Source organism: Tunturibacter empetritectus (assembly GCF_040358985.1).
GTDB classification, from domain to species: Bacteria; Acidobacteriota; Terriglobia; order Terriglobales; family Acidobacteriaceae; genus Edaphobacter; species Edaphobacter empetritectus.
Genome location: NZ_CP132932.1, coordinates 4,707,067 through 4,726,672, shown reverse-complemented (window position 1 = coordinate 4,726,672; position 19,606 = coordinate 4,707,067). Strand labels below are relative to the sequence as shown.

Annotated in this window: 19 protein-coding genes; 6 read left to right on the top strand and 13 right to left on the bottom strand. The window is 57.5% G+C overall.

The window, feature by feature from the left end:
- Window positions 1–239: 239 nt before the first annotated feature.
- Window positions 240–1,913, bottom strand: coding sequence for a chaperonin GroEL (gene groL, locus RBB75_RS19780; protein ID WP_179638324.1), 1,674 nt, complete (start codon window positions 1,911–1,913; stop codon window positions 240–242).
- A 112-nt stretch (window positions 1,914–2,025) separates the two neighbouring features.
- Window positions 2,026–2,325, bottom strand: a complete 300-nt coding sequence (locus RBB75_RS19775; RefSeq protein ID WP_179638323.1) for a co-chaperone GroES — start codon at window positions 2,323–2,325, stop codon at window positions 2,026–2,028.
- A 305-nt stretch (window positions 2,326–2,630) separates the two neighbouring features.
- Here RBB75_RS19775 and RBB75_RS19770 point away from each other — a divergent pair, with 305 nt between their 5' ends.
- Both RBB75_RS19770 and RBB75_RS19765 read left to right on the top strand, forming a co-directional pair.
- Window positions 2,631–3,197, top strand: coding sequence for a carboxypeptidase-like regulatory domain-containing protein (locus RBB75_RS19770; RefSeq protein ID WP_179638322.1), 567 nt, complete (start codon window positions 2,631–2,633; stop codon window positions 3,195–3,197).
- A gap of 26 nt (window positions 3,198–3,223) precedes the next feature.
- Window positions 3,224–3,952, top strand: coding sequence for an SDR family NAD(P)-dependent oxidoreductase (locus tag RBB75_RS19765; protein ID WP_179638321.1), 729 nt, complete (start codon window positions 3,224–3,226; stop codon window positions 3,950–3,952).
- A 127-nt stretch (window positions 3,953–4,079) separates the two neighbouring features.
- On the opposite strand, the gene RBB75_RS19760 is transcribed toward RBB75_RS19765, so the two are convergent.
- The 3 genes from RBB75_RS19760 to RBB75_RS19750 form a co-directional block, all read right to left on the bottom strand.
- Complete coding sequence (locus tag RBB75_RS19760) at window positions 4,080–4,871, bottom strand: tyrosine-protein phosphatase (RefSeq protein WP_179638320.1); 792 nt, start codon at window positions 4,869–4,871, stop codon at window positions 4,080–4,082.
- A gap of 40 nt (window positions 4,872–4,911) precedes the next feature.
- Window positions 4,912–5,610: a phosphoribosylformylglycinamidine synthase subunit PurQ gene (gene purQ, locus RBB75_RS19755; protein ID WP_179638319.1), complete on the bottom strand. Its 699-nt coding sequence runs from the start codon at window positions 5,608–5,610 to the stop codon at window positions 4,912–4,914.
- 431 nt (window positions 5,611–6,041) lie between these two features.
- Window positions 6,042–7,379, bottom strand: coding sequence for an alpha-amylase domain-containing protein (locus RBB75_RS19750; RefSeq protein WP_353069062.1), 1,338 nt, complete (start codon window positions 7,377–7,379; stop codon window positions 6,042–6,044).
- Window positions 7,380–7,514: 135 nt separating this feature from the next.
- Between RBB75_RS19750 and RBB75_RS19745 the strand changes: the two genes are divergently transcribed.
- The 3 genes from RBB75_RS19745 (at window position 7,515) to RBB75_RS19735 (ending at window position 10,135) form a co-directional block, all read left to right on the top strand.
- Entirely contained in the window at window positions 7,515–7,997 is a 483-nt protein-coding gene (locus RBB75_RS19745) for an AI-2E family transporter (protein WP_353069060.1), read from the top strand.
- A 469-nt stretch (window positions 7,998–8,466) separates the two neighbouring features.
- Window positions 8,467–8,823 carry a hypothetical protein gene (locus RBB75_RS19740; protein WP_353069058.1) on the top strand — a complete coding sequence of 119 codons (357 nt, stop codon included), beginning with the start codon at window positions 8,467–8,469 and terminating at the stop codon, window positions 8,821–8,823.
- 106 nt (window positions 8,824–8,929) lie between these two features.
- Entirely contained in the window at window positions 8,930–10,135 is a 1,206-nt protein-coding gene (locus RBB75_RS19735) for a P1 family peptidase (RefSeq protein ID WP_353069057.1), read from the top strand.
- A gap of 25 nt (window positions 10,136–10,160) precedes the next feature.
- Here RBB75_RS19735 and RBB75_RS19730 read toward each other — a convergent pair whose 3' ends face one another.
- The 4 genes from RBB75_RS19730 to RBB75_RS19715 form a co-directional block, all read right to left on the bottom strand.
- Window positions 10,161–10,640 carry a cupin domain-containing protein gene (locus tag RBB75_RS19730; RefSeq protein WP_353069056.1) on the bottom strand — a complete coding sequence of 160 codons (480 nt, stop codon included), beginning with the start codon at window positions 10,638–10,640 and terminating at the stop codon, window positions 10,161–10,163.
- 51 nt (window positions 10,641–10,691) lie between these two features.
- Window positions 10,692–11,228 (bottom strand): cupin domain-containing protein, encoded by a 537-nt coding sequence (locus tag RBB75_RS19725; protein ID WP_353069055.1) that lies wholly within the window; start codon window positions 11,226–11,228, stop codon window positions 10,692–10,694.
- A 174-nt stretch (window positions 11,229–11,402) separates the two neighbouring features.
- The gene (locus RBB75_RS19720; RefSeq protein WP_353069054.1) at window positions 11,403–13,193 is read right to left on the bottom strand and encodes an ABC transporter permease; all 1,791 of its coding nucleotides are present in this window, start codon (window positions 13,191–13,193) and stop codon (window positions 11,403–11,405) included.
- Entirely contained in the window at window positions 13,190–14,542 is a 1,353-nt protein-coding gene (locus RBB75_RS19715) for an ABC transporter ATP-binding protein (protein WP_179638312.1), read from the bottom strand. Before RBB75_RS19715 ends, RBB75_RS19720 begins: the two co-directional genes overlap by 4 nt.
- A 168-nt stretch (window positions 14,543–14,710) precedes the next feature.
- On the opposite strand from RBB75_RS19715, the gene RBB75_RS19710 reads away from it, so the two are divergent.
- Complete coding sequence (locus RBB75_RS19710) at window positions 14,711–15,094, top strand: response regulator (RefSeq protein ID WP_179638311.1); 384 nt, start codon at window positions 14,711–14,713, stop codon at window positions 15,092–15,094.
- 94 nt (window positions 15,095–15,188) lie between these two features.
- On the opposite strand, the gene RBB75_RS19705 is transcribed toward RBB75_RS19710, so the two are convergent.
- The 4 genes from RBB75_RS19705 to RBB75_RS19690 all read right to left on the bottom strand — a co-directional run bounded on the left by RBB75_RS19705 (window position 15,189) and on the right by RBB75_RS19690 (window position 19,547).
- Window positions 15,189–15,623 (bottom strand): hypothetical protein, encoded by a 435-nt coding sequence (locus tag RBB75_RS19705; RefSeq protein ID WP_353069053.1) that lies wholly within the window; start codon window positions 15,621–15,623, stop codon window positions 15,189–15,191.
- 189 nt (window positions 15,624–15,812) lie between these two features.
- Window positions 15,813–16,988, bottom strand: a complete 1,176-nt coding sequence (locus RBB75_RS19700; protein ID WP_353069052.1) for a glycosyltransferase — start codon at window positions 16,986–16,988, stop codon at window positions 15,813–15,815.
- A 73-nt stretch (window positions 16,989–17,061) separates the two neighbouring features.
- Window positions 17,062–18,312, bottom strand: coding sequence for a glycosyltransferase family 4 protein (locus RBB75_RS19695; RefSeq protein WP_353069051.1), 1,251 nt, complete (start codon window positions 18,310–18,312; stop codon window positions 17,062–17,064).
- Window positions 18,313–18,326: 14 nt separating this feature from the next.
- Window positions 18,327–19,547, bottom strand: coding sequence for a glycosyltransferase family 4 protein (locus RBB75_RS19690; protein WP_257030948.1), 1,221 nt, complete (start codon window positions 19,545–19,547; stop codon window positions 18,327–18,329).
- Window positions 19,548–19,606 lie beyond the last annotated feature (59 nt).

The window sequence follows — 19,606 nt, the reverse complement described above, 5'->3', positions numbered from 1 at the left end:
GACGCCCGTCCGGCAGGACACAAATCTTTTCACAAAAAAAATCTTCAAAAGTGTGGCGTATTTTTCGGCTCCGAAAACATTGCGGCTAACGACCATGTTCAGACCACCATCCCACCACGTTTACACCAGCAAAAAACCACCACTAAACACATGCTTTTTCCAAAACACCCCTCAAAACTCCAGCAAAAACAGCAAAGCCCTGGCTCTCACCAGGGCTCCACTTTTTTCTGAACAACTTCTTAGTACATGCCGTCCATACCGCCGCCGCCATGGTTATGTCCGCCGCCCGCAGCTTCCTTCTTCTCCGGGATATCAGCGATCATCGCCTCGGTGGTCAGCATCAACCCAGCGATCGAAGCCGCATTCTGCAGAGCAGTACGCGTAACCTTCGTAGGATCAATGACGCCAGCCTTCACTAGGTCCTCGTAGGCGCCGGTAGCGGCGTTGTAGCCGTAGTTGGTCTCCTTCGATTCGTGGATCTTGCCGATCACCACTGCGCCCTCTTCGCCTGCATTCGAGACGATCATGCGCAAAGGCTCTTCAATCGCGCGACGGATAATCGTTGCACCGATCTTCTCATCGCCTTCAAGGCCCTTGATTACAGCATCAACCGCTGGGGTGCAGCGAACAAATGCAACACCGCCGCCCGGAACAATGCCTTCCTCAACCGCCGCGCGCGTCGCATGCATCGCATCTTCAACACGAGCCTTCTTTTCCTTCATCTCGGTCTCAGTCGCCGCGCCAACCTTGATCACGGCAACACCGCCAACCAGCTTGGCAAGACGCTCCTGCAGCTTCTCACGGTCGTAGTCAGAGGTGGTCTTGTCGATCTGGGCGCGAATCTCCTTCACGCGTCCTTCGACATCGCCATCCTTGCCGCCGCCATCAACGATAGTGGTGTTGTCCTTGTCGATCGTCACGCGCTTCGCAGTGCCAAGGTCCTCGATCTTCACACCCTCAAGCTTGATGCCGAGGTCTTCCGTGATCGCCTTGCCACCAGTCAGAATCGCGATATCTTGCAGCATCGCCTTGCGACGATCGCCGAAGCCAGGAGCCTTCACGGCCGCAACATTCAACGTTCCGCGCAGCTTGTTCACTACGAGAGTCGCAAGCGCCTCACCGTCCACATCCTCGGCAATAATGACGAGGGGCTTCGCGGTGCGTGCGATCTGCTCGAGCAGGGGAAGCAGGTCCTTCATCGACGAGATCTTCTTCTCGTAGATCAGGATGTAGGGATTCTCAAGAGCAACTTCCATCCGCTCCGCATCGGTCACGAAGTAAGGCGAAAGATAGCCGCGATCGAACTGCATGCCCTCGACGACATCCAGTTGAGTCTCCATCGTGCGAGACTCTTCGACGGTAATAACGCCGTCCTTGCCAACCTTCTTCATAGCCTCGGCAATAATCGTGCCGATCTGAGAATCAGAGTTCGCCGAAATGGTTCCAACCTGGGCAATCATGTCGCCCGAAACCGGCTTCGAGAACGTCGACAAGGCACCACCTACTGAAACACCGTTCTCATCGCGCTTGCCGATGATGGCCTCAACCGCCTTATCGATACCGCGCTTCAGCGCCATCGGGTTTGCACCGGCAGCAACCGTCTTCACACCCTCGCGATAGATCGCCTGAGCCAAAACGGTAGCAGTGGTGGTACCGTCGCCGGCAACATCGGAGGTCTTCGAAGCCACTTCGCGAACCATCTGCGCGCCCATGTTCTCGAGCGAGTTCGAAAGCTCAATCTCCTTGGCAACGGTCACGCCGTCCTTGGTGATCGTCGGCGAACCGAACTTCTTCTCGATAACGACATTGCGACCCTTCGGTCCAAGCGTCACCTTCACTGCGTCAGCCAAAATATTGACACCACGCAGGATAGCCTGACGCGAATCTTCTCCATGCAGAATCTGTTTTGCCATTGTCTTACTCCTGTTTACCGGCTCAAAGCCGATCAAAGTATGTTGATTGGTAAGCAAGCAGCTTTGTTTTTGCGCCGAAAGCGCATCCGCTGCGTGCAATGCCACGAAGTGCCTACTTCTTGAGAATTCCGAGGACTTCTTCTTCCCGCATGATCAGCAACTCTTCGCCGTCGATCTTGATCTCTGTGCCCGAGTACTTTCCAAACAGAATGCTGTCGCCGGCCTTCACATCCAGCGGGAAAACCTTACCTTCGTCGTTTGACTTGCCCTTGCCGACGGAGATCACCTCGCCCTCCTGCGGCTTCTCTTTTGCCGAGTCCGGGATGATGATCCCACCACGAATGCTTTCGCCCTCTTCAATGCGCCGAACCAGAATCCGGTCGTGCAGCGGTGTAAATGATGTTGTAGCCATTGCTTACATCTCCTTAGTGCGATTTGGCGAACGGCTGGCCGTCCGCGTTGTAGAGCGCAGCCTCTGCCATTGACCTCTGGCCCGAGCCGCAATAAATGAGTGGAACAGGCCGCAGCCCAGGCTCCTAAAGCAAATAAGAGAGCCGTTAGCACTCAAGCCTTCCGATTGCTAACGATAGTCAGCCCGCTTCCCGTTGTCAACCCGGCTGCGTGAAATGTGAGTGAAACCCGCGCAAGGCCCGCCAGGCCTACCGGGCCATGATGACCGACCCACAAACCCAATCTCAAAAGTCGTAGAATGAGGCCATGTCGTCACGCCGCACCGTCTGGTCCCTATCGTTCCTCGTTCTCCTCTTCGCCTTCGCATCCAGCCTTCCCGCCAGGGCTCAGGATCAGGATGTCCCTGCCAAGCGTGGCCGCAAATACAAGGCGCCGCCAGCTACGTCCCACATCGAGGTTACCGTCGTCAAGAAGTTCAACGGCAAGCCCATCATGAACGCCGCTGTCATCTTCAATCCATCGATGGACGGCAAGGACGAGGGCAACCTCGAAGTCAAGACTGATCCCGACGGCAAAGCCGTCATCGACGTTATCCCTACAGGCAGCACGGTGCGCGTGCAGGTTATCGCGCCGGGCTTCGCAACCTTTGCCGAAGAGTACGAAGTCAAAGAGGCCAGCAAAGAGATCTCCGTCGCTATGATTCATCCCAGGGAGCAGGTCTCCTCCTACGAGAACAACGATGGCAAAGCTGCAACCAGGAAGCCAGGCGTTCAGGAGCCGATAAGGCCGACTGTGCCGGTTACCAGGCCGGCACCGGGCAATCCGCCCGCAACTTCGCAGCCTGCCACTCCCAACTCGACACCCCAGCTGTAACCGACCAGGCAGTATGAAAAGAGTCTATGGACAGGCCGCTAACAGGAAAGACTGTGCTTGTAACTGGGGCGGCCAAGCGAATCGGCCGGTCTATCGCTCTGGCTCTCGCCGAACGCGGCGCAGACGTAGCCATCACCTATCTCTCTTCTCAAACCGAGGCGCAGCAGACAGTTCACGCGCTCGCGGCCCACGACGTCGACGCTTTGGCCATCCGCTGCGATCTACGCAATCCCGAGGACATTGAACAGACCGTAGCTGCAGTCATCAACGATCTGGGCCGCATCGACTTACTCGTCAACAACGCCGGAATCTTTGCCTCCGAAGCGCTCGAGAACATCTCAGTCGATCAGTGGGATGCGATGTTTACCACCAACACCCGGGCACCCTTTCTTATGGCCCGGGCTGCGCACCCACACCTGCGCGCTGTCAAAGGGCGCATCCTCAACATCGGCTCGCTAGGAGGCCTGCATCCCTGGGCCACTCACGGCCACTACTGCACCTCCAAGGCGGCGCTGCATATGCTCTCGAAGACCATGGCGAAGGCCTGGGCGCCTGAGATCAGTGTCAACTGCATCGCCCCCGGCATGATCGTTCAAGGAGAGGTTGAAGAGGCCTATGAGCACTTCGCCCGCAAAACACCCATGCAGCGCAACGGCACTGCCGAAGATGTAGCGGCAGCTGCCGTCTTTTTCGCCACGGCGCCCCACTTTATTACTGGCCAACTCCTCGCCGTCGACGGCGGCCTTGGATTGTAAAAGATAGGTCCTGCCGGACGGGCCTACTGCGCTTGCCACCCCACGAACGAAGACCTGTTCGTGAGGCCCCGATTCGCGCGGTCACTTCGTGACTTGTATACCGCTTCGCGTGGTGCTCCCACCAAATCTACTGCCCCAGCAGTCTCCGCCACCAGCTCTTCTCCTGCAGATCCTCATAGAGGTTCAGCGGCTCCACTTGTGGCGGCATCGGCTTCCCCATAAATACCGCAAGAGGATTGGATACACAGAGCAGATGCGCATAATCCGGCCCATACTTCGCTGCGACCAACTCCAGCGCCTCTCGCATCTTTGGTGCGCGCGAGGTCGTATTGTGCGCATCGGTTGCCAGAAAGTGCACCCACCGATTCTCGAGCAGCTCATGCGCCATCCGCTCTGCATGCTTGCCCATCCGGCCTAGCACAGACCCCGCCGTGACCTGCACCAGTACTCCCCGCTGCAGCCACTCCGCGATTCGATCCTGATCGGCCTGCAGCGTAGGATTCCTCTCCGGATGCGTCAGAATCGGCGTTAGACCGGCCAACTGCAGTTGATAAAAGATTTCAGTCAAACCCCGCGGCAGTCCATAGTCCGGAACCTCTACCAGTAGATAGCCCAGCCCGTTGATGCTGAACTTTGTCGGGTCAACTTTGGCCTCCTGGATATTTTCATACGACATATGGAAGTCGCATCCACGGCCCAGCTTTATACCGATCGAATCACGATCTAACCGCTCCTGCAACTCGATAATCTTCGCGTTGATGATGGGAGGGTCGTAGGAGTATTGGCCGTTCGAGTGCGGCGAACACACGATGTGGGTGATCCCATCCGCTGCAGCCATCTTCGCCATAGCTACAGAGGCTTCGAGGGTCGAAGCACCATCGTCCATGCCCCACAGAAGGTGATGGTGAATGTCAATCATTGCGTGATCAGCTTATCATCGCGTCAGTGGGCTGGTTGCGTTATCGCGCTGTAGCCAAAGACTCCGCCATCGCTTGAAACAAGCGCAAGCCATCCGCAGATCCAAGGAGAGCCTCGCTGGAACGGTCCGGATGCGGCATGAGACCCAGCACATTGCGTCCTTCGTTCAGGACGCCAGCGATGTTCTCGAGCGATCCATTCGGGTTCGCAGCAGCAGTCACCGTGCCCTCTCGAGTGGCGTAGCGAAAGGCGATGCGATCCTGTTTCTTCAGCGTTTCCAGCGTATCGGAGTCGCAGAAGTAGTTACCTTCCATGTGGCCAATTGGCATCTGCAACACCTGCCCGCGAGACAGCCCGTGCGTAAAGGGAGAGTTGTTTGTCTCGGTTCGCAGAAAGGTTTGTTTGCAGATGTAGTGCTGGCTGGCGTTGCGCATCAGTGCGCCGGGAAGGAGGCCTGCTTCGCACAGAATTTGAAAGCCGTTGCAGATTCCCATCACCAGTCCGCCGTTTTGGGCGAACTTCTTTACCGATTGCATGACTGGCGCAAAGCGGGCAATGGCGCCGGTTCTGAGGTAGTCGCCGTAGGCGAATCCGCCAGGGACGAGGATGGCGTCGCAGCCCTGAAGGTCCTCTGAGGCGTGCCAGAGGTAGGTCACGGGCTGGTGCGCGATCGCGTCCACTACGTGGTGGGTGTCATGGTCGCAGTTGGACCCGGGGAAGACCAGAACGCCGAATTTCATGCTTTAAGGATAGCATTCGCTTTTTAGAGGCTCGAATTCTGGCAAAAATCCGGTTGTGGTGGCGGGTGCGGTTTTATTGAGGGTTTTTGGTTTTCCACCGTGCAAAATGATGGTTTTTTGCTGGTGAGAACGTGGTGTTTTGCGTGGCTGACGTGGTGTTTTAGCACCGTGTTTTTTGCTCGCTAAAAATACGCCACGTTTTGGAACTTTATTTTTGCATTAGGTGCGTGTGTCCTGCCGGACGGGCCCACTGCGCGTGGGGCGGGCGTTCGCACGCCTTTTTCCGAGCTTCGCGCGGTGCTCCCGTTGGTCGCAGACCAGAGCTTGGCCGACCAACGGGAGAATTGATGCTGTTTGATTCGCCGAGACCGGTATACGCGTCACGAAGTGACCGCTCGTCCGCGCAGGGCGCTCGTCCGGCAGGACACCTCTTACACAGGGGCGTAGATGGCAAAGCCTCGAGGCGGAGCAGGGAACTCGGAGTTGCCGTCCGCGTCGGTCGTTCGCTCGTCCGGGTGAGCGTCGTCGTGGCCGTCCCAGGCGATGGGAGCGAACTTCTGATTCACCCACTTGGTCTTCACTGAGGTGCCCGACCATTTATCGCCAAGGTTGTTGAGCACGTAGATCAGGCCTGGTTGATCGACACTGTCGTCCTTAAAGCCGACGCGCTGCATGATGTAGAGGTCGGGATCGGCGTGCAGGATCTGCGAGTCGCCTCCAGCGTACTTCTGGTGGGCGATGATCAGGGCGTCGATTCCGTTCGGAGTGAGCGGTCGCGCCAGGCCGTTGTTGTAATAGTCGTACCAGAAGATGCTGGGATACCCTTCGTGCACCATGATGAACGAGTAGGCCATCATCTTGTCGTTGACGATCGCGTTGTCGCCCATGTCGTGATTGTCGACGAAGGTAGCCGCGTGCATGGGCCGCTTCATCACGACGGAGCCGCCTACGGTCAGGTTGCGCAGGTCGTAGTTCGGTTTATCGCAGACGTCCTTGAGCTGGTATCGCAGCGGAAAGTCGAACGCTGCAATCTGGTTGTCCGTCATGCTGTTTACCTTGTCGAGCCACTTGTCGATGTCTTCTTCCCCGGACCACAGTTCGCCGACAACAAAGGGGGTGAATTCCTTGCCGTCCTTGACGTAGCGATACTTCGCCAGCAGTCCGATGATCCACGCGCCGAAACCTTTTACGAAGTCGAAGCGGAAGCCGTCGAAGCCTAGCTCTTCGATAAGGAAACGGGCATACTCAAACATCGCGGTATAGACGACGGGGTTTCGATGGCAGAGGTGAGGGAAGCCAGCGAAGTTCTCGCCTTCCATCATTACCTGCTCGTAGCGGCTGGGATGAAAGCAGTTCCAGTCGCGGGGAAACTTGCCGCTCTTGGGGTTGAACTTGGTCCAGCGCTTCTCGCCGTCGAGAGGGTTGACCTCCTCCTCGTCGGCGCCGGAGTTGTGGTTGATGACCATATCCGCGTAGAGGCCGATGCCGTGCTTGTGCGCTTTGGCGATCAGCGCTTCGAGTTCGGCGCGGTTGCCGTAGTAGGTCTTGGTGCCGCCCTTCTGATCGAAGTCGCCAAGATCGAAGTAGTCGTAGGGGTCATAGCCCATTGAGGTGTGGTCGGAGCCTTTCGAGACGGGAGGCAGCCACAGCGCACTAAATCCTGCCTTGCTAAGGTCCTCTACTTTTTCGGCTACGAAGTTCCACCACTCGCCCTCTTTTTTATCGTGCTTGGGTGCGTCCCAATAAAACGCCTGCATCATGACAGCCATCTTGATCGTGCTCCATTCCAGTGCCGTTCGCGCGAGCGTCTGCCTCGCGGTTGCAAGGTGCGCATCGAATGAAAGTGGCTTGAGTTATAGTTCTGCTTCAGAAGGTCTGATGCGAGTCGGGGCGGACAGGTTGGTATGGAGATTCGAAACCGCAATACGACGACTCATCTGAAGACGGCAGGCGGTGCGCTGCTTAACTGGTGGCGGGCGGCGACGCTGGATGCTTTAATCGTCGGTGTCCTCTGGCTCGTCGGGCTTGAACTCATCCGTGTGCCGTTCGCACCCTTCTGGGCGATCCTCGGGGGCATTCTTCAGATCGTCCCAACCTTCGGTAGCATGATTGCACTCATCGGTCCGGTTCTGGCCGTCGCCTTCAGTGGTCACGACGAGTGGCGGCTGGGGCTGGTCCTCGGCCTCTATGGGCTGATCGTTATTCTGGAAGGGCTGGTCATTGGGCCTTACGTGCTGCACCGCACTACGAAGGTTCCGTGGTGGGCTGCGTTTCTGGGGCCGATTGTGCTGGGGATTGTAATTCCGTTTTGGGGTGTGCTGCTGGCTCCTCCGCTGCTGGCGATGGCTTTTGCGTTTCGCAAGCAGCCGGGTGCGCCTCCGCTCTGAACGACGACCATCGCATGTTCTCTGGAGCTTGAATGACCTACGAAGTGAAAGAGGGAAGATTCCCATTGAGGTACATTGCGGGATGACAAACCCTATGAAGCTCATTTCAAGTAGGAGCGGCGCAAGCCTCGGGCGGCGCGGGCTGCGATTCGCAATCCGTGAACTCTGAATCGACCGAAAAGGATCGCTTGCTTCAGCGCCTCTCGAAGACTATAAGTTACAGCCATCTTCAATCCGCGGGCCCCGTTTAGAACGCAATCAGCGCAACACGGAGGAACCCATGATTAATGTCTCATTGCAAAGCACCGATCTCCAATTTCCCCTGGATATAGTAGGCCTTATCGCTTACCCACCCAACAACCAAGTCAGAGACAACACGCACATAAGTCCCGGTAATAACAAGCCACGGTCGCTATGGCTTCGCCCCGGAAGCAGTTGGTATTCCCCTGGTGGTGCATTCAGGCTCACCTTGCAGGAATCCGATGGAAACCTGATTCTCGAGAGCGTCGACTCGTCCTCCATCGGCTTAGCCCAGGTGACTGGGGGCCCGGCGCCAGCACTCGATCCTAACAACCAGATGCGATGGGTACCGGTCTGGAGTGCCAAGATAAACGGAAAGGGCGTCACAGAGGTAGATTTTCAGGAGGATGGCAATCTGGTGGCGTATGCGGGGTCAATTCCGGTGTTCAATACGGGTACATTTGGCATCCAGCACCCGACCCTCTATCTGCAGGATGATGGGAATCTTGTCGTTTATACGGATGGCCCCACCGCCAAGTGGTCCACCAAAACAAGCGTGCTCTTAACTCCTGGAAAGAACACCTGAGTATGAAAGTGGGCGGCAGCCACTGACCAGAACGGCACAGAAGTTTTCCCAGAGGTGATAAGGTCTGATCGAGCGTGGGCGAGGTAACACTTCGGGGGTTAGATCTGTGCGCATCCCATCTCGTGGTCTTTGTGGAAGCGCTTTCGTTCTGTTTGTCAGCCTAGTGGCTGGAGCACAAAGCGCAGGCACACCGAAACGTCCTCGAGCCGCCGACATTGGCCTGAAGGTTGGTGTGTTGCCGGCAGGTCCGCTCGATGCGATTACGGATGTTGCAGGTGTGGAAGTCGGCCAGACGACTCTCATCCTCGGTGACAACGTGCGTACCGGTGTTACAGCTATTCTGCCTCACGCCGGGAATATGTATCGCGAACGGGTTCCCGGCGGGATCTTCATTGGTAACGGCTATGGAAAACTTACCGGGTCTACACAAGTGGATGAGATGGGAGAGATTGAGACCCCCATACTCCTGACCTCAACCACCAGTGTTCCTCGTGTGGCCGATGATCTGATCAGCTACATGCTTTCGCTTCCGGGCAATGAGAGTGTACTTTCGATCAATGCGATCGTTGGCGAGACGAATGACGGATGGCTTAGCGACATTCGCGGCCGCCATATTGCGCCGGAGGACGTAACCAATGCGATCAGAGATGCCAAGCCGGGGCCTGTTGATGAGGGCACAGTGGGAGCCGGTACGGGCACCGTAGCCTTTGGCTGGAAGGGTGGCATAGGAACCGCGTCGCGACGCCTTCCGGCCACGCTGGGCGGATACACGGTCGGGGTGCTGGTGCAGTCAAACTTCGGAGGGATACTTACCATCAATGGTGCGCCTGTGGGTCAGGAGCTTGGTCAGTATTATTTGCGCAAGGAAACCGGTCAGGTCGAGGGCGTAAAAGATAAGGCCGATGGTTCTTGCATGATGGTGATCGCGACGGACGCTCCACTGGATGCGCGCAATCTGAAACGCCTTGCAGCTAGAGCTTGGGTCGGGATGGGCAGGACGGGCAGCTCCGCGTCGAACGGTAGCGGCGACTATGCGATCGCGTTCTCCACCGCATCCCAGGTTCGCATTCTTACGAGCGATGTATCCACGACGCGCAGGACTGAGGTGCTCACTAACGAGACGCGCAGGACTGAGGTGCTCACTAACGATGCGATGTCTCCACTCTTCGAGGCCGCGATCGAGGGGACCGAGGAAGCCATTTACAATTCGATGCTGAAGGCCACGACGGTGACCGGCAACGGACATACGGTCGAAGCGCTGCCGATCGACAGAGTCGTAACCATCCTCAGACAGCACCAACTCACGAAGTAAGCGCGATGCAGAAGCGTCCTTAGATTTATTTGTTCTTTTGCTTGTCGGCGGAGGGCTCAGGTTTTTCAAAGATCAACCCGTACTGAGCTGCTACTTCGAATAGCTTGCCCATGTCGGATGGCGCAATCTTCGACGCTTCCGCAAAGAAGCGCTCGATACCTGCCGGATAAGTAAGAAAGATAATGGTGCCCGGCGCCTCTCCCACGCAATGGTAGGTGTGACGCACGTTGCGGGGTGCGTCGAGGACATCGCCGGCTTTGGCACGAATTGTCCGGTCCCCGAGCAGGATGTCGAACTCGCCGGAAGCGATGTAGAACACTTCGTCCTCGCGGGTATGGGTGTGCGGGGGTGGTCCGTCTCCTGGATTTAAGAGTTGCTCCATCACGGCATATCTGCCGTCCGTACTTTCGGCGCTCTGTTTGATGAGCATCTTGTCGCCCAGCACGAGGAACTCTCTCACAGCAGGTGGTTGCGCTTCAACAGCAGACTTCGGTGTGTTTGTCATTCTTCTCTCCTGGAGTGTTCTGATCCCGTTCCCATTTACTTCTCGCCCAATTTACTTCCCGCCGGACATGTCCATGCGTGTGTCGGCGGCTGGCCGAAGGACGTCTGGGCCCGGCACCGGCTTCATACCAATCTCCGCAAACAGCTTCATGGCGTCCGCCATGGAACCACGCATGGGCAATCCTTTTGGAGGGAGTGTGCGCTGCTTTGCCGGCTCTGCAAGCTCAACGATCGACCGCTCAAAACCTGCAGGTACGTACAGGTTGAGCAATCGACAGGTCTCTGAGTCGACCCTGAAACTGTGCGCCACACCAGGTGGCACGGTCACTGCTGATCCCCCTTTGCCTTTGATCTCTTTTCCGTCCACCAGAAAAGTGATCTCGCCATCCAGCAGATAGAAGATCTCCGTTTGAGTATGCGTGTGTGGAGGCGGTCCGGAGTCTTTGGGGCAGAGCTCTTCAAGGAGCGAAAAGCTGTTTCCGGTCTGATTCCCATCCGCAAGCACCAGCCAAAGGATGTCCACCTGCCAGTATGCCGGGGCGGTCTCCCGGTTCTCTATAAGCGGCGCAAAGGTAGCTGAACCTGTCATAGAACCTCCTATCGTCCACGCTCATAGGATGCGAAATCTACAGGCAGCACGTTAATATTCAAAGTTCCGCTTGCAACAGCTTCTCGTCAGAGGGTGGCGCGGTCGGAGGGTTGCAGTAGTTCAGGCTGGTATGCGTGCCTGGCATTGGCGCGTTCGCTCCTCTCACTCTGGCGTTTAGCCGCCTAGTTTGTAACGAGTTTCGGCGAGGCGGTAGAGCGGGCGCCATACCAGACGGTTGATGGTAACGACCATGATTGCCATCACGATCGTGGCGAGGAGCAGGATCTGGAATTGGCCGCTGTCTGTTGCCGCGCTGATGACTGCACCAAGCCCAACCGTCTGCAGCGTCTGGTTTTTGAGCCGGAAATATTCTGCGATGATGCTCGCGTTCCATGCGCCGCCGGAGGCTGTCACCATGCCGGTGATGAGGAAGGGAAAGATGCCGGGCAGAATGACCGTCTTCCACTTCTGGATGGTGGTGAAGTGGAAGAGCGTCGCGACTTCTTTTAGATCGGATGGGATCGCCATTGCACCGGCGATGACGTTGAACAGGATGTACCACTGCGTTCCTAAGAGCATCAGCGCGATAGAGCCGATATTCATGTTGCCGCCGATACGGATGAGAGCGAGAAGGATGACGGGGAAGAGTGCAGTTGCGGGAACGGAGGCTGCGATCTGCGCGATGGGTTGTGCGATGCGCGCGAGCCGGGGATGGAAGCCGATGGCAACGCCTGCGGGAATCGTCCACGCAGCAGCGAGAATCAGTGAGATGTTGACTCTGAGGAAGGTAGCCATCGCGCCCTTTAGGATTGTGGCGAACTCGCTGCCATGGACCTGCCGTAGAAGCGCCAACGCCTGCCAGGCCGCATAGAGAACCGCGGTTGCCCCAATCACGATAACAAGTCCGCGCAAGATGGTAGACGCAGAGCCGTTCTTTTTGACCTCGCCATCGGAGTTTGCAGCGTTGGCAACTGTGCCGCCGGCTCGTCCCTCTGCGAGCCGGCGATAGAGACTCTCCTCGAAGGGAACGATCGTGTGCTGACGTAGCGTTCGCAGTCCGCGAGACTGCTGGAGAAGATGCAGCAGTGGCGAGCGCACTCTTGAGTTGCTCTCTACCTGCTCGAATTTGAACTTGTCGCTCCACGCGATGATGGGCCGCCAGACGAGCTGATCGGTCGCGACGATGATCGCAACCATCGTAAGCAGGCCCCAGGTGATGGCTGCGAAGTTTCCCGTGCCGGCAGCGGTTTGGAGGTATGATCCCAGTCCCGGAAGCCTGAAGTCGCGTGTGCCGAGGACGAACATCTCGCAGGCCATCAGGAAGAACCATCCGCCTGCGACCGAGACCATCGAGTTCCAGACCAGTCCGATGGCGGCATAGGGAAGCTCGAGCTGGATCAGCTTTTGCAGGCGGGAGAACTTGTAGATGCCGGCGGCTTCGGAGAGCTCTCGCGGGATGCTTTTGATGGAGGAGTAGAAGCTGAAGGCCATGTTCCAGACCTGGCCGGTGAAGATGAGGACGATGGCACCCATCTCGACGCCGATCTGCCGAGTGGGAAAGAGCGCGACCATCGCTAGCATGACGCCGGGGAGAAAGCTGAGGACGGGAATCGATTGGAGGATGTCGAGGCCAGCGATCATTAGTGGCTCTACGCGCTTGCTGTAGGCCGCGATGTAGCCGTAGCCGATGGCGAAGACGAGGCTCAGCAGATACGCCAGGCCGATCCTTACGACCGAATAGAAGGCATACTGCGGCAGCGCGCGCGGGCTTTGCGAGATGACGATTTCAGGCTCGGGATGGCCGAACCAATAGCGCGCGATCACGACTACGCCATAGAAGCACGCCAGTCCGATTCCGGCTACGCAGAGGTCCAGCACCACTGGCCAGCTGCGCTGTAATACCTGCGTGCGAGCGAGCGTTTCACGCGGCTGCAGCCGGCTGAAGCGGTCGGGGAGATGGATCATGCATCGATCTCCGCGGTGGAGCTTGCTTCCGTGTCGTGATGAAGCTTTTCGGACTGGATGAAGCGGCGGCGGGAGGCGTCGAAGTCGAAGAGCTCGGCGTAGCGGCCCCAGTTGATGGCCGTCTCCAACTGGCGGAGAGTCTCGTCTTCGCTGAACTGCTCGTCGAGCATGTCGTGGAAGAACTCCTCGGGGACGCTGCGGTCGCTTTTGGACTCAATGGCGCGCACGATCTGACGAAGGAGGAGCACATTTTCGACGGCGGCGGTGCGGAAGAGCTCTTTTTGGCGAAGGATTTCGGAGTTGGCGTACTCTGCGCCGGTAGGTGTGATGGCGGCGTCGCCTTCTGTAACCGTGAGGAAACCTAATAGCTGCGCGGCGTCGACGATGGGCAGCAGGTCGTCGATCTGGAAGGCGAGGTCGTCGGCGAGGCGATAGATGTCGTCCTTGCCATTGTGATCGAGAACGAGCTCCAGCAGGCCAGCGATTCCGCCGGGGCGTGCGTGCGGCAGCATCTGGTAGTGCATTTGCCGTTGATCGCGGACCGTCTTTCCAGTGGAGGTTTGAGGCAGGGCTGGCGGCTGGGCGTCTGGCTGCGTCAGCACTTTGTAGATGTAGTCGACCAGTTGCGTGAAGGCGGTTGCTTTGCGGTCGCGCGGGTGCGGGATTGCGACGCGGAAGTCGGTTCGCACATGGCCTGGGTTGCGCCCGAGGACGATGATGCGATCGGCAAGCTGGACGGCCTCTTCGATGTTGTGCGTGACGATGAAGATCGACTGCGTTGGGATGGTCTTGTTCTGCCAGAGCTCCAGCAGTTCGCTGCGGAGGTTCTCGGCCGTGAGGACGTCGAGCGCGGAGAAGGGCTCGTCCATGAAGAGGACTTCGGGCTCGACCACAAGAGCACGCGCGAAGCCGACCCGCTGCCGCATGCCGCCGGAAAGCTCCTTGGGATACGCAGCCTGGAAGCCGTCCAGACCCACCGTGTCTAGGATCTTCATGCCCCGTTTGCGACGGTCGGCGGCGTCCATGCCACGAGCCTTCAGCGGAGCTTCCACGTTTTCGAGCACGGTCAGCCACGGGAAGAGGGCAAAGCTTTGAAACACGATGGAAACGTTGACATCCGCGGTTGCAATTGGTTTTTCGTGCCAGTACACCTCCCCGGCAGAGGGCGCGGACAGGCCCGTCAACATGCGCAGCAGGGTCGATTTTCCTGAGCCGGAAGGCCCAAGTAACGCAACAATCTCTCCAGCCGTAATCGACAGGTCGGTGGGCGAAATTACCTGGATGCGGTTTTCGCTCGGTTGCGCGTAGTATTTTTCAACACGTTCGGCACGAATGATGGCTGGCTGCATAAGAAATTTAGTGGTACTGGATGCGGCGGTTGAATTTGTGGCGGTTTGTTGGTCAACCACCTCTGCGCTCAGCGTATCATTACTAGGTGGGCGAAATATAAATCCGCTGCCTGCGTACGTCACATTTAAAACTGAACTTTGAACCTTCTACTTTTGGGGAAACTTAGCATGGCAGATTTAACTTCTACCGCAACACCCAAGCCCAAGGTGCTGGTCGCTGACGACGAGCAGGTGATTGCGAATACTCTGGCGATAATTCTTAACCAGGCAGGCTTTGAGGCGCGTGCCGTCTTCAGCGGCGAGAAGGCCGTCGAGTTGCTCGATAGCTTTCAGCCCGATATGCTCATCAGCGACGTCATCATGACCGGAATGACCGGCATCGAAGCGGCCATCATCACGCGCAGCAAGCTGCCGAAGTGCAAGATCCTTCTCTTTTCGGGCCAGGCCGCTACTGCGGATCTACTCGAAAAGTCTCGTGCGCAAGGTCACGAGTTCGAGATCCTAGCCAAACCCGTTCATCCGACCGATCTTCTCGCAAAACTCCGCGGATAGAGATCTATGGATAGATCTTAGGCAGCCTTAGAGAGAACGACGAAAACAGCGGGACTTCGGTCCTGCTTTTCTCTGCCCCAAAGAGGCAACCGCATCAGGCGGGGTTGGAAGAGCTAACCGGGAACTGACGGCGCTCCTTTACTTTGACCGCGGGCACGCCAGCGTACACGGTCCAGGCCTCGAGGCTTCGCGTGGCAACTGACCCCAGACCAAGCACCGATCCCTCGGCCATATTGGCTCCCGGCGCGACTGAGGCCCGGGCGCAGACCCAGGCGTAGGCCCCGATATTCATCGCATACGCGATCAACGGGAACGCCGGATCATCGTAGTTGTGGGTTGCCCCGCAGAGGTATGCTTCCTGGGACAAAATTGCATGCGACCCCAGAGTGACCGGCGCCGGGTTGTAGATCTCAACGCCATCTCCCGCAGTGACCTGGTCGGCACAGATCAGATTCCACGGAGCCCACACCTTCGAACGCGGATAAAAATGGCAGTTCGGCCCCATCTTTGCCCCGAAGAGACGAAGCAAAAACACTCTCCAGGAATGTAACGGTCTTGGTGACGTTCTATAAAAGATGGCCCAGCAGAGATTCCAATTCAGCCGCCTCAGCCGGTCTCGCAGCGAAAACGCGGGACGTAGATAGGGGTCAGCGACCGTCTCTGCCGAGATATGGTCTGCCGCGTTGTAATGAATCTGCCTGGGCATCGGGGCTCCTTCTTACTCTGAGTCCACAACGGTGGGAGTGAGAACCGTAGCTGTTCCAAATAGCCGGATGATAGCCTTCGCATTCTCGCGCATATCGTAGCGGCGATGGAAGCACTGATACGCCAGCTCCGCCATGCGCTGCCGTTCTGCAACGGTCATGCCGATCCACCCCTTCAACAACTTCAACGTGCCGTCCGGAGTGTCCAACTCCATCAATCCTGCGCCATCCTCCGCGATCTCCTCCGCGATGTTTACCTTGTCGGCCAACAGTACGGCCTTTCCGCAGGCCAGTGCCTCGGCAACAGCAATGCCGAAGTTCTCCTGATGCGAGGGCAGGATGAAGGCCTCCGATCCGTAAAACGCCCCCCACTTCGCGTCGCCCGTCACCATACCCGGCCAGAAGACGCGATCCTTGATACCCAGGTTCGCCGCTGTCGCCTTCAACTTAGCGCTCCACTGCTGCTGGTCCGGCCCTGCCATCACCAGGTACAGATCCGGATCGTCCGCTGCAACCTTCCCGAACGCGTCGATCAGCATATCGCAGCCCTTCTTGCGATGAATGCGCCCGAGAAAAACAAGATATCGCTTTCCCTTGGCCTCAGGACACTTCGCGAAGAAGGCGCGCTTCTGCACCTCGGGATCGCCCGTCGGTCCGCTGGCGCCGTAGGGCACAACATAAGCATTCCACCGATGCAGCCAGAAGCTCTGCTCCGCGAGTCGCTTCTCAGCCTTCGAGGTAAAGAGTACCCGATAGGCACCACGCAAGATCCAGTACTCAGCCGGAACCCAGTAGAGCCACTTCTTGATGTGCTTCAGCGGAAACGCGTGTTTGAAGTAAGGGTCCAGCATACCGTGGGTAAACACGACATAAGGCGTATTGCCTGCCAGAGTTCGCCACGCCGCATATCCGCAGTACTGCCAGAGGCCGTTGACCACCACGCCGTCGAAGCGATGACGATTATCCCTTAGCCATGGCAGCAGCTTGGAATTAAACCCATAGGTCGTATTGGTAGGACCTAGCGCATGGACTGGAAACCCCACATCATCAAGGTATGGCGCTGACGGATCGTCGAGCGTGACCACCTCGCCGGTATAGCCAATGGGGCCGTAGCTGAGCAGCACCCGCACCGACTCTGTAGGACCGCCCGCCTCAGGGTTCAGTGTTCCAATGATGTGCAGAATCCGCATAATTCTTCGACTATCAACTGTTAAGCATAGCAGCAGAGATAGCCCTCAAATGATGGGCGCACTAAAGTTGTAATCACGTCGACAACCTCCTTGTCACAGCCGCAATCGCTCGTCGAAGACCGATAAGATCCTCTTCATAACTCCACCCGGATATTCGCTTCAGGCCGCGCTGCCCCATGGTCTTCGCTGTCTCGGGGCTTTCAAGAACTCGTTGCAGCGCTTCCTTTAGTGCGTCTACATCGCCGACGGGAAACACAAATCCTTCGACACCATCGCTCACCAGATCAGGCTGACAACCCACGTCATCAGAGAGGATGACGGAGCACCCCGAGTTCATCGCCTCATTCACGATCAGTCCCCAAGGCTCATCCTGCGAGGGCAGCACAAAGACTGTAGTGAGACTAAAAAAAATCGGCAGCTCCGATTGATTGCGAAACCCGCAAAAGCGAACTCCAGCAGCGTCGCTTTCGGAGGCACGCCTCTCAAGCGCCGCCCGTTCCTCGCCATCCCCCACGATCAGGAGGTAGGGAACTGGCTCGCTTCCAACTTCAGAGCAAAGACTCAGATAAGCCTCGAGCAGATCTTCGCATCGTTTCCGTCTTTGCAGCTTTGAGGCAAACAGAATGATGGGGCGGGAGGCGTCAAGATTCAACTCCCGCAAGAGATCGCCTCGTCGCAGATCAGCCTCTCGGCTGCGACTTTGAAAGTAGTTGTTGTCCACCGCATACGGCATCGGGAACTGCGGGAGTTCCTCGCCCAGAGTGTGACGCCAGTAGGCAGCGTTCAAACTCCCAATCGGCAGCACGCCGTCGACGAGTTGCTTCAACCCGCCGAAAAAAAGGTGCTTCACTATCTGTTTCAGAGCATCGCTCTGCTTCCTTCCAAGTCGCGACTCCGCACGAAGCAGCACCGGGATTCCAAGTGCTTTGGATGCCAGCATTCCCTGCAGCGCGTTCAACGTCGAGTAGCCATGAACCCAGAGCAAATCGAATCCCCGCGCTGCATTGTTTCCTCGAAGCCGGCTAAAGATGTCGTAGTTCAACTGACTCGTCGGCCCGGTTCTCCTCTTATCCCATATCGCCGGGAGGAATTCGTAACGATAGCCGTCCAGCAGAGGCACGTCCCACTTCACGTCCACGCCGAATCCTTTATCGACATACTCCTGCACCGAGAAGTCCGATGCAAAGAAAACGGTCAGTTCAATATCCGGCTCCTGCGCGATGCGCCGCAACAACGGAGCCTGGTACTGGATGGGATGGCTCACCAGATAGGCGACCTTCACCTTCTTCTTATTGTTCTCTCGGCTTTGGTCAGGAGATCTCATGAGAATGGACTGCGCTAGGCGATGATCTTTCGCGTCAGTTGCGCGATGGCCTGGCGCAGCGCCTGAATGTCCTCTTCAAAGCTCCAGGCATTGATTCTGTCGAGGGCGCGCTGACCCATCTGCGTCGCGGTCTCCGGTGTCGCCAACACGCGTTGCAGCGCCTCGGCGAGCGCATTCACATTGCGCACGGGGAAGACATACCCTTCCACTCCATTCGTTACCAGATCGGGCTGACAGCCGATATCGTCGGACAGAATGACCGCACGTCCAGCGTTCATCACCTCATTCACCACCAATCCCCACGGCTCATGGCGGGCGGGCAGCACAAATACGGTTGCGAGATCGAAGAACCTCGGCAGCTCCGATTGATTGCGAAATCCACAGAATCGAACGTCAGCCAGCCCGCGCGATCTGGCCTGTTCTTCGAGCGCGGCTCGCTCCTCGCCGTCGCCGACGATCAGCAGGTACGGGCGTGGCTGGTCGCTCTCGCGGTTGATCAGCCTCACATAGGCGTCGACCAGATCGGAGCAGTGTTTGCGCTGCTGTAGTTTGGAGGCGAACAGGATGACTGGTCTGCCGGCATCCAGGCCAAGCTCTCTTCGGAAGGCCTCGCGGGTCGCAGCTGCTTCCTGGCATCGTCGCTGGAAGTAATTATTGTCCACGGCATATGGCATCAGAAAACGCGGCACGTCGTCGCCCAGATAGTGCTGCCAGTACTCGGTATTCAACGTGCCGGCAGGTAGAACTCCATCCACCATGTGTTTCAGAAACTGAAAGAAGAGGCTCTTGAAAAGAAGCTTCGGGCCGCTTCGTGGACGGTCTCGCAGCCACATGTCGGCGCGCACCAGCACGGGAATTCCCAACGCCTTCGCAGCCACCATTCCGTGCAGCGCATTCACCATGTTGTAGCCGTGGGTCCACAGCAGATCGTAGCCAGGTTCTCCATTGCGACCGCGAAGTTCGCTGTAGATACCGTAGTTCAGCGGGGTCGTCACCGTCTGCGTTCCATCGTCGCGGATCACGGGCAGAAATTTGTGGCGGTATCCGTCGAGCAGCGGCACGTCCCACTTCACGTCCACACCGAAGCCTTCGTCCTGATAGCTGCGGACAGAAAAATCCGAGCCGAAGAAGACAGTCAGGTCAATGTCTGGCTCCTGCGCGATGCGGCGCAACAGTGGAGCCTGGTACTGGATAGGATGGCTCACCAGATAGGCCAGCCTTACTCTCTTCTTCAAGTCTTTGCCAACGTTCGACGGTAAAACCATATCTTTTAGGTTCTCAGGCGAAGCCCGGT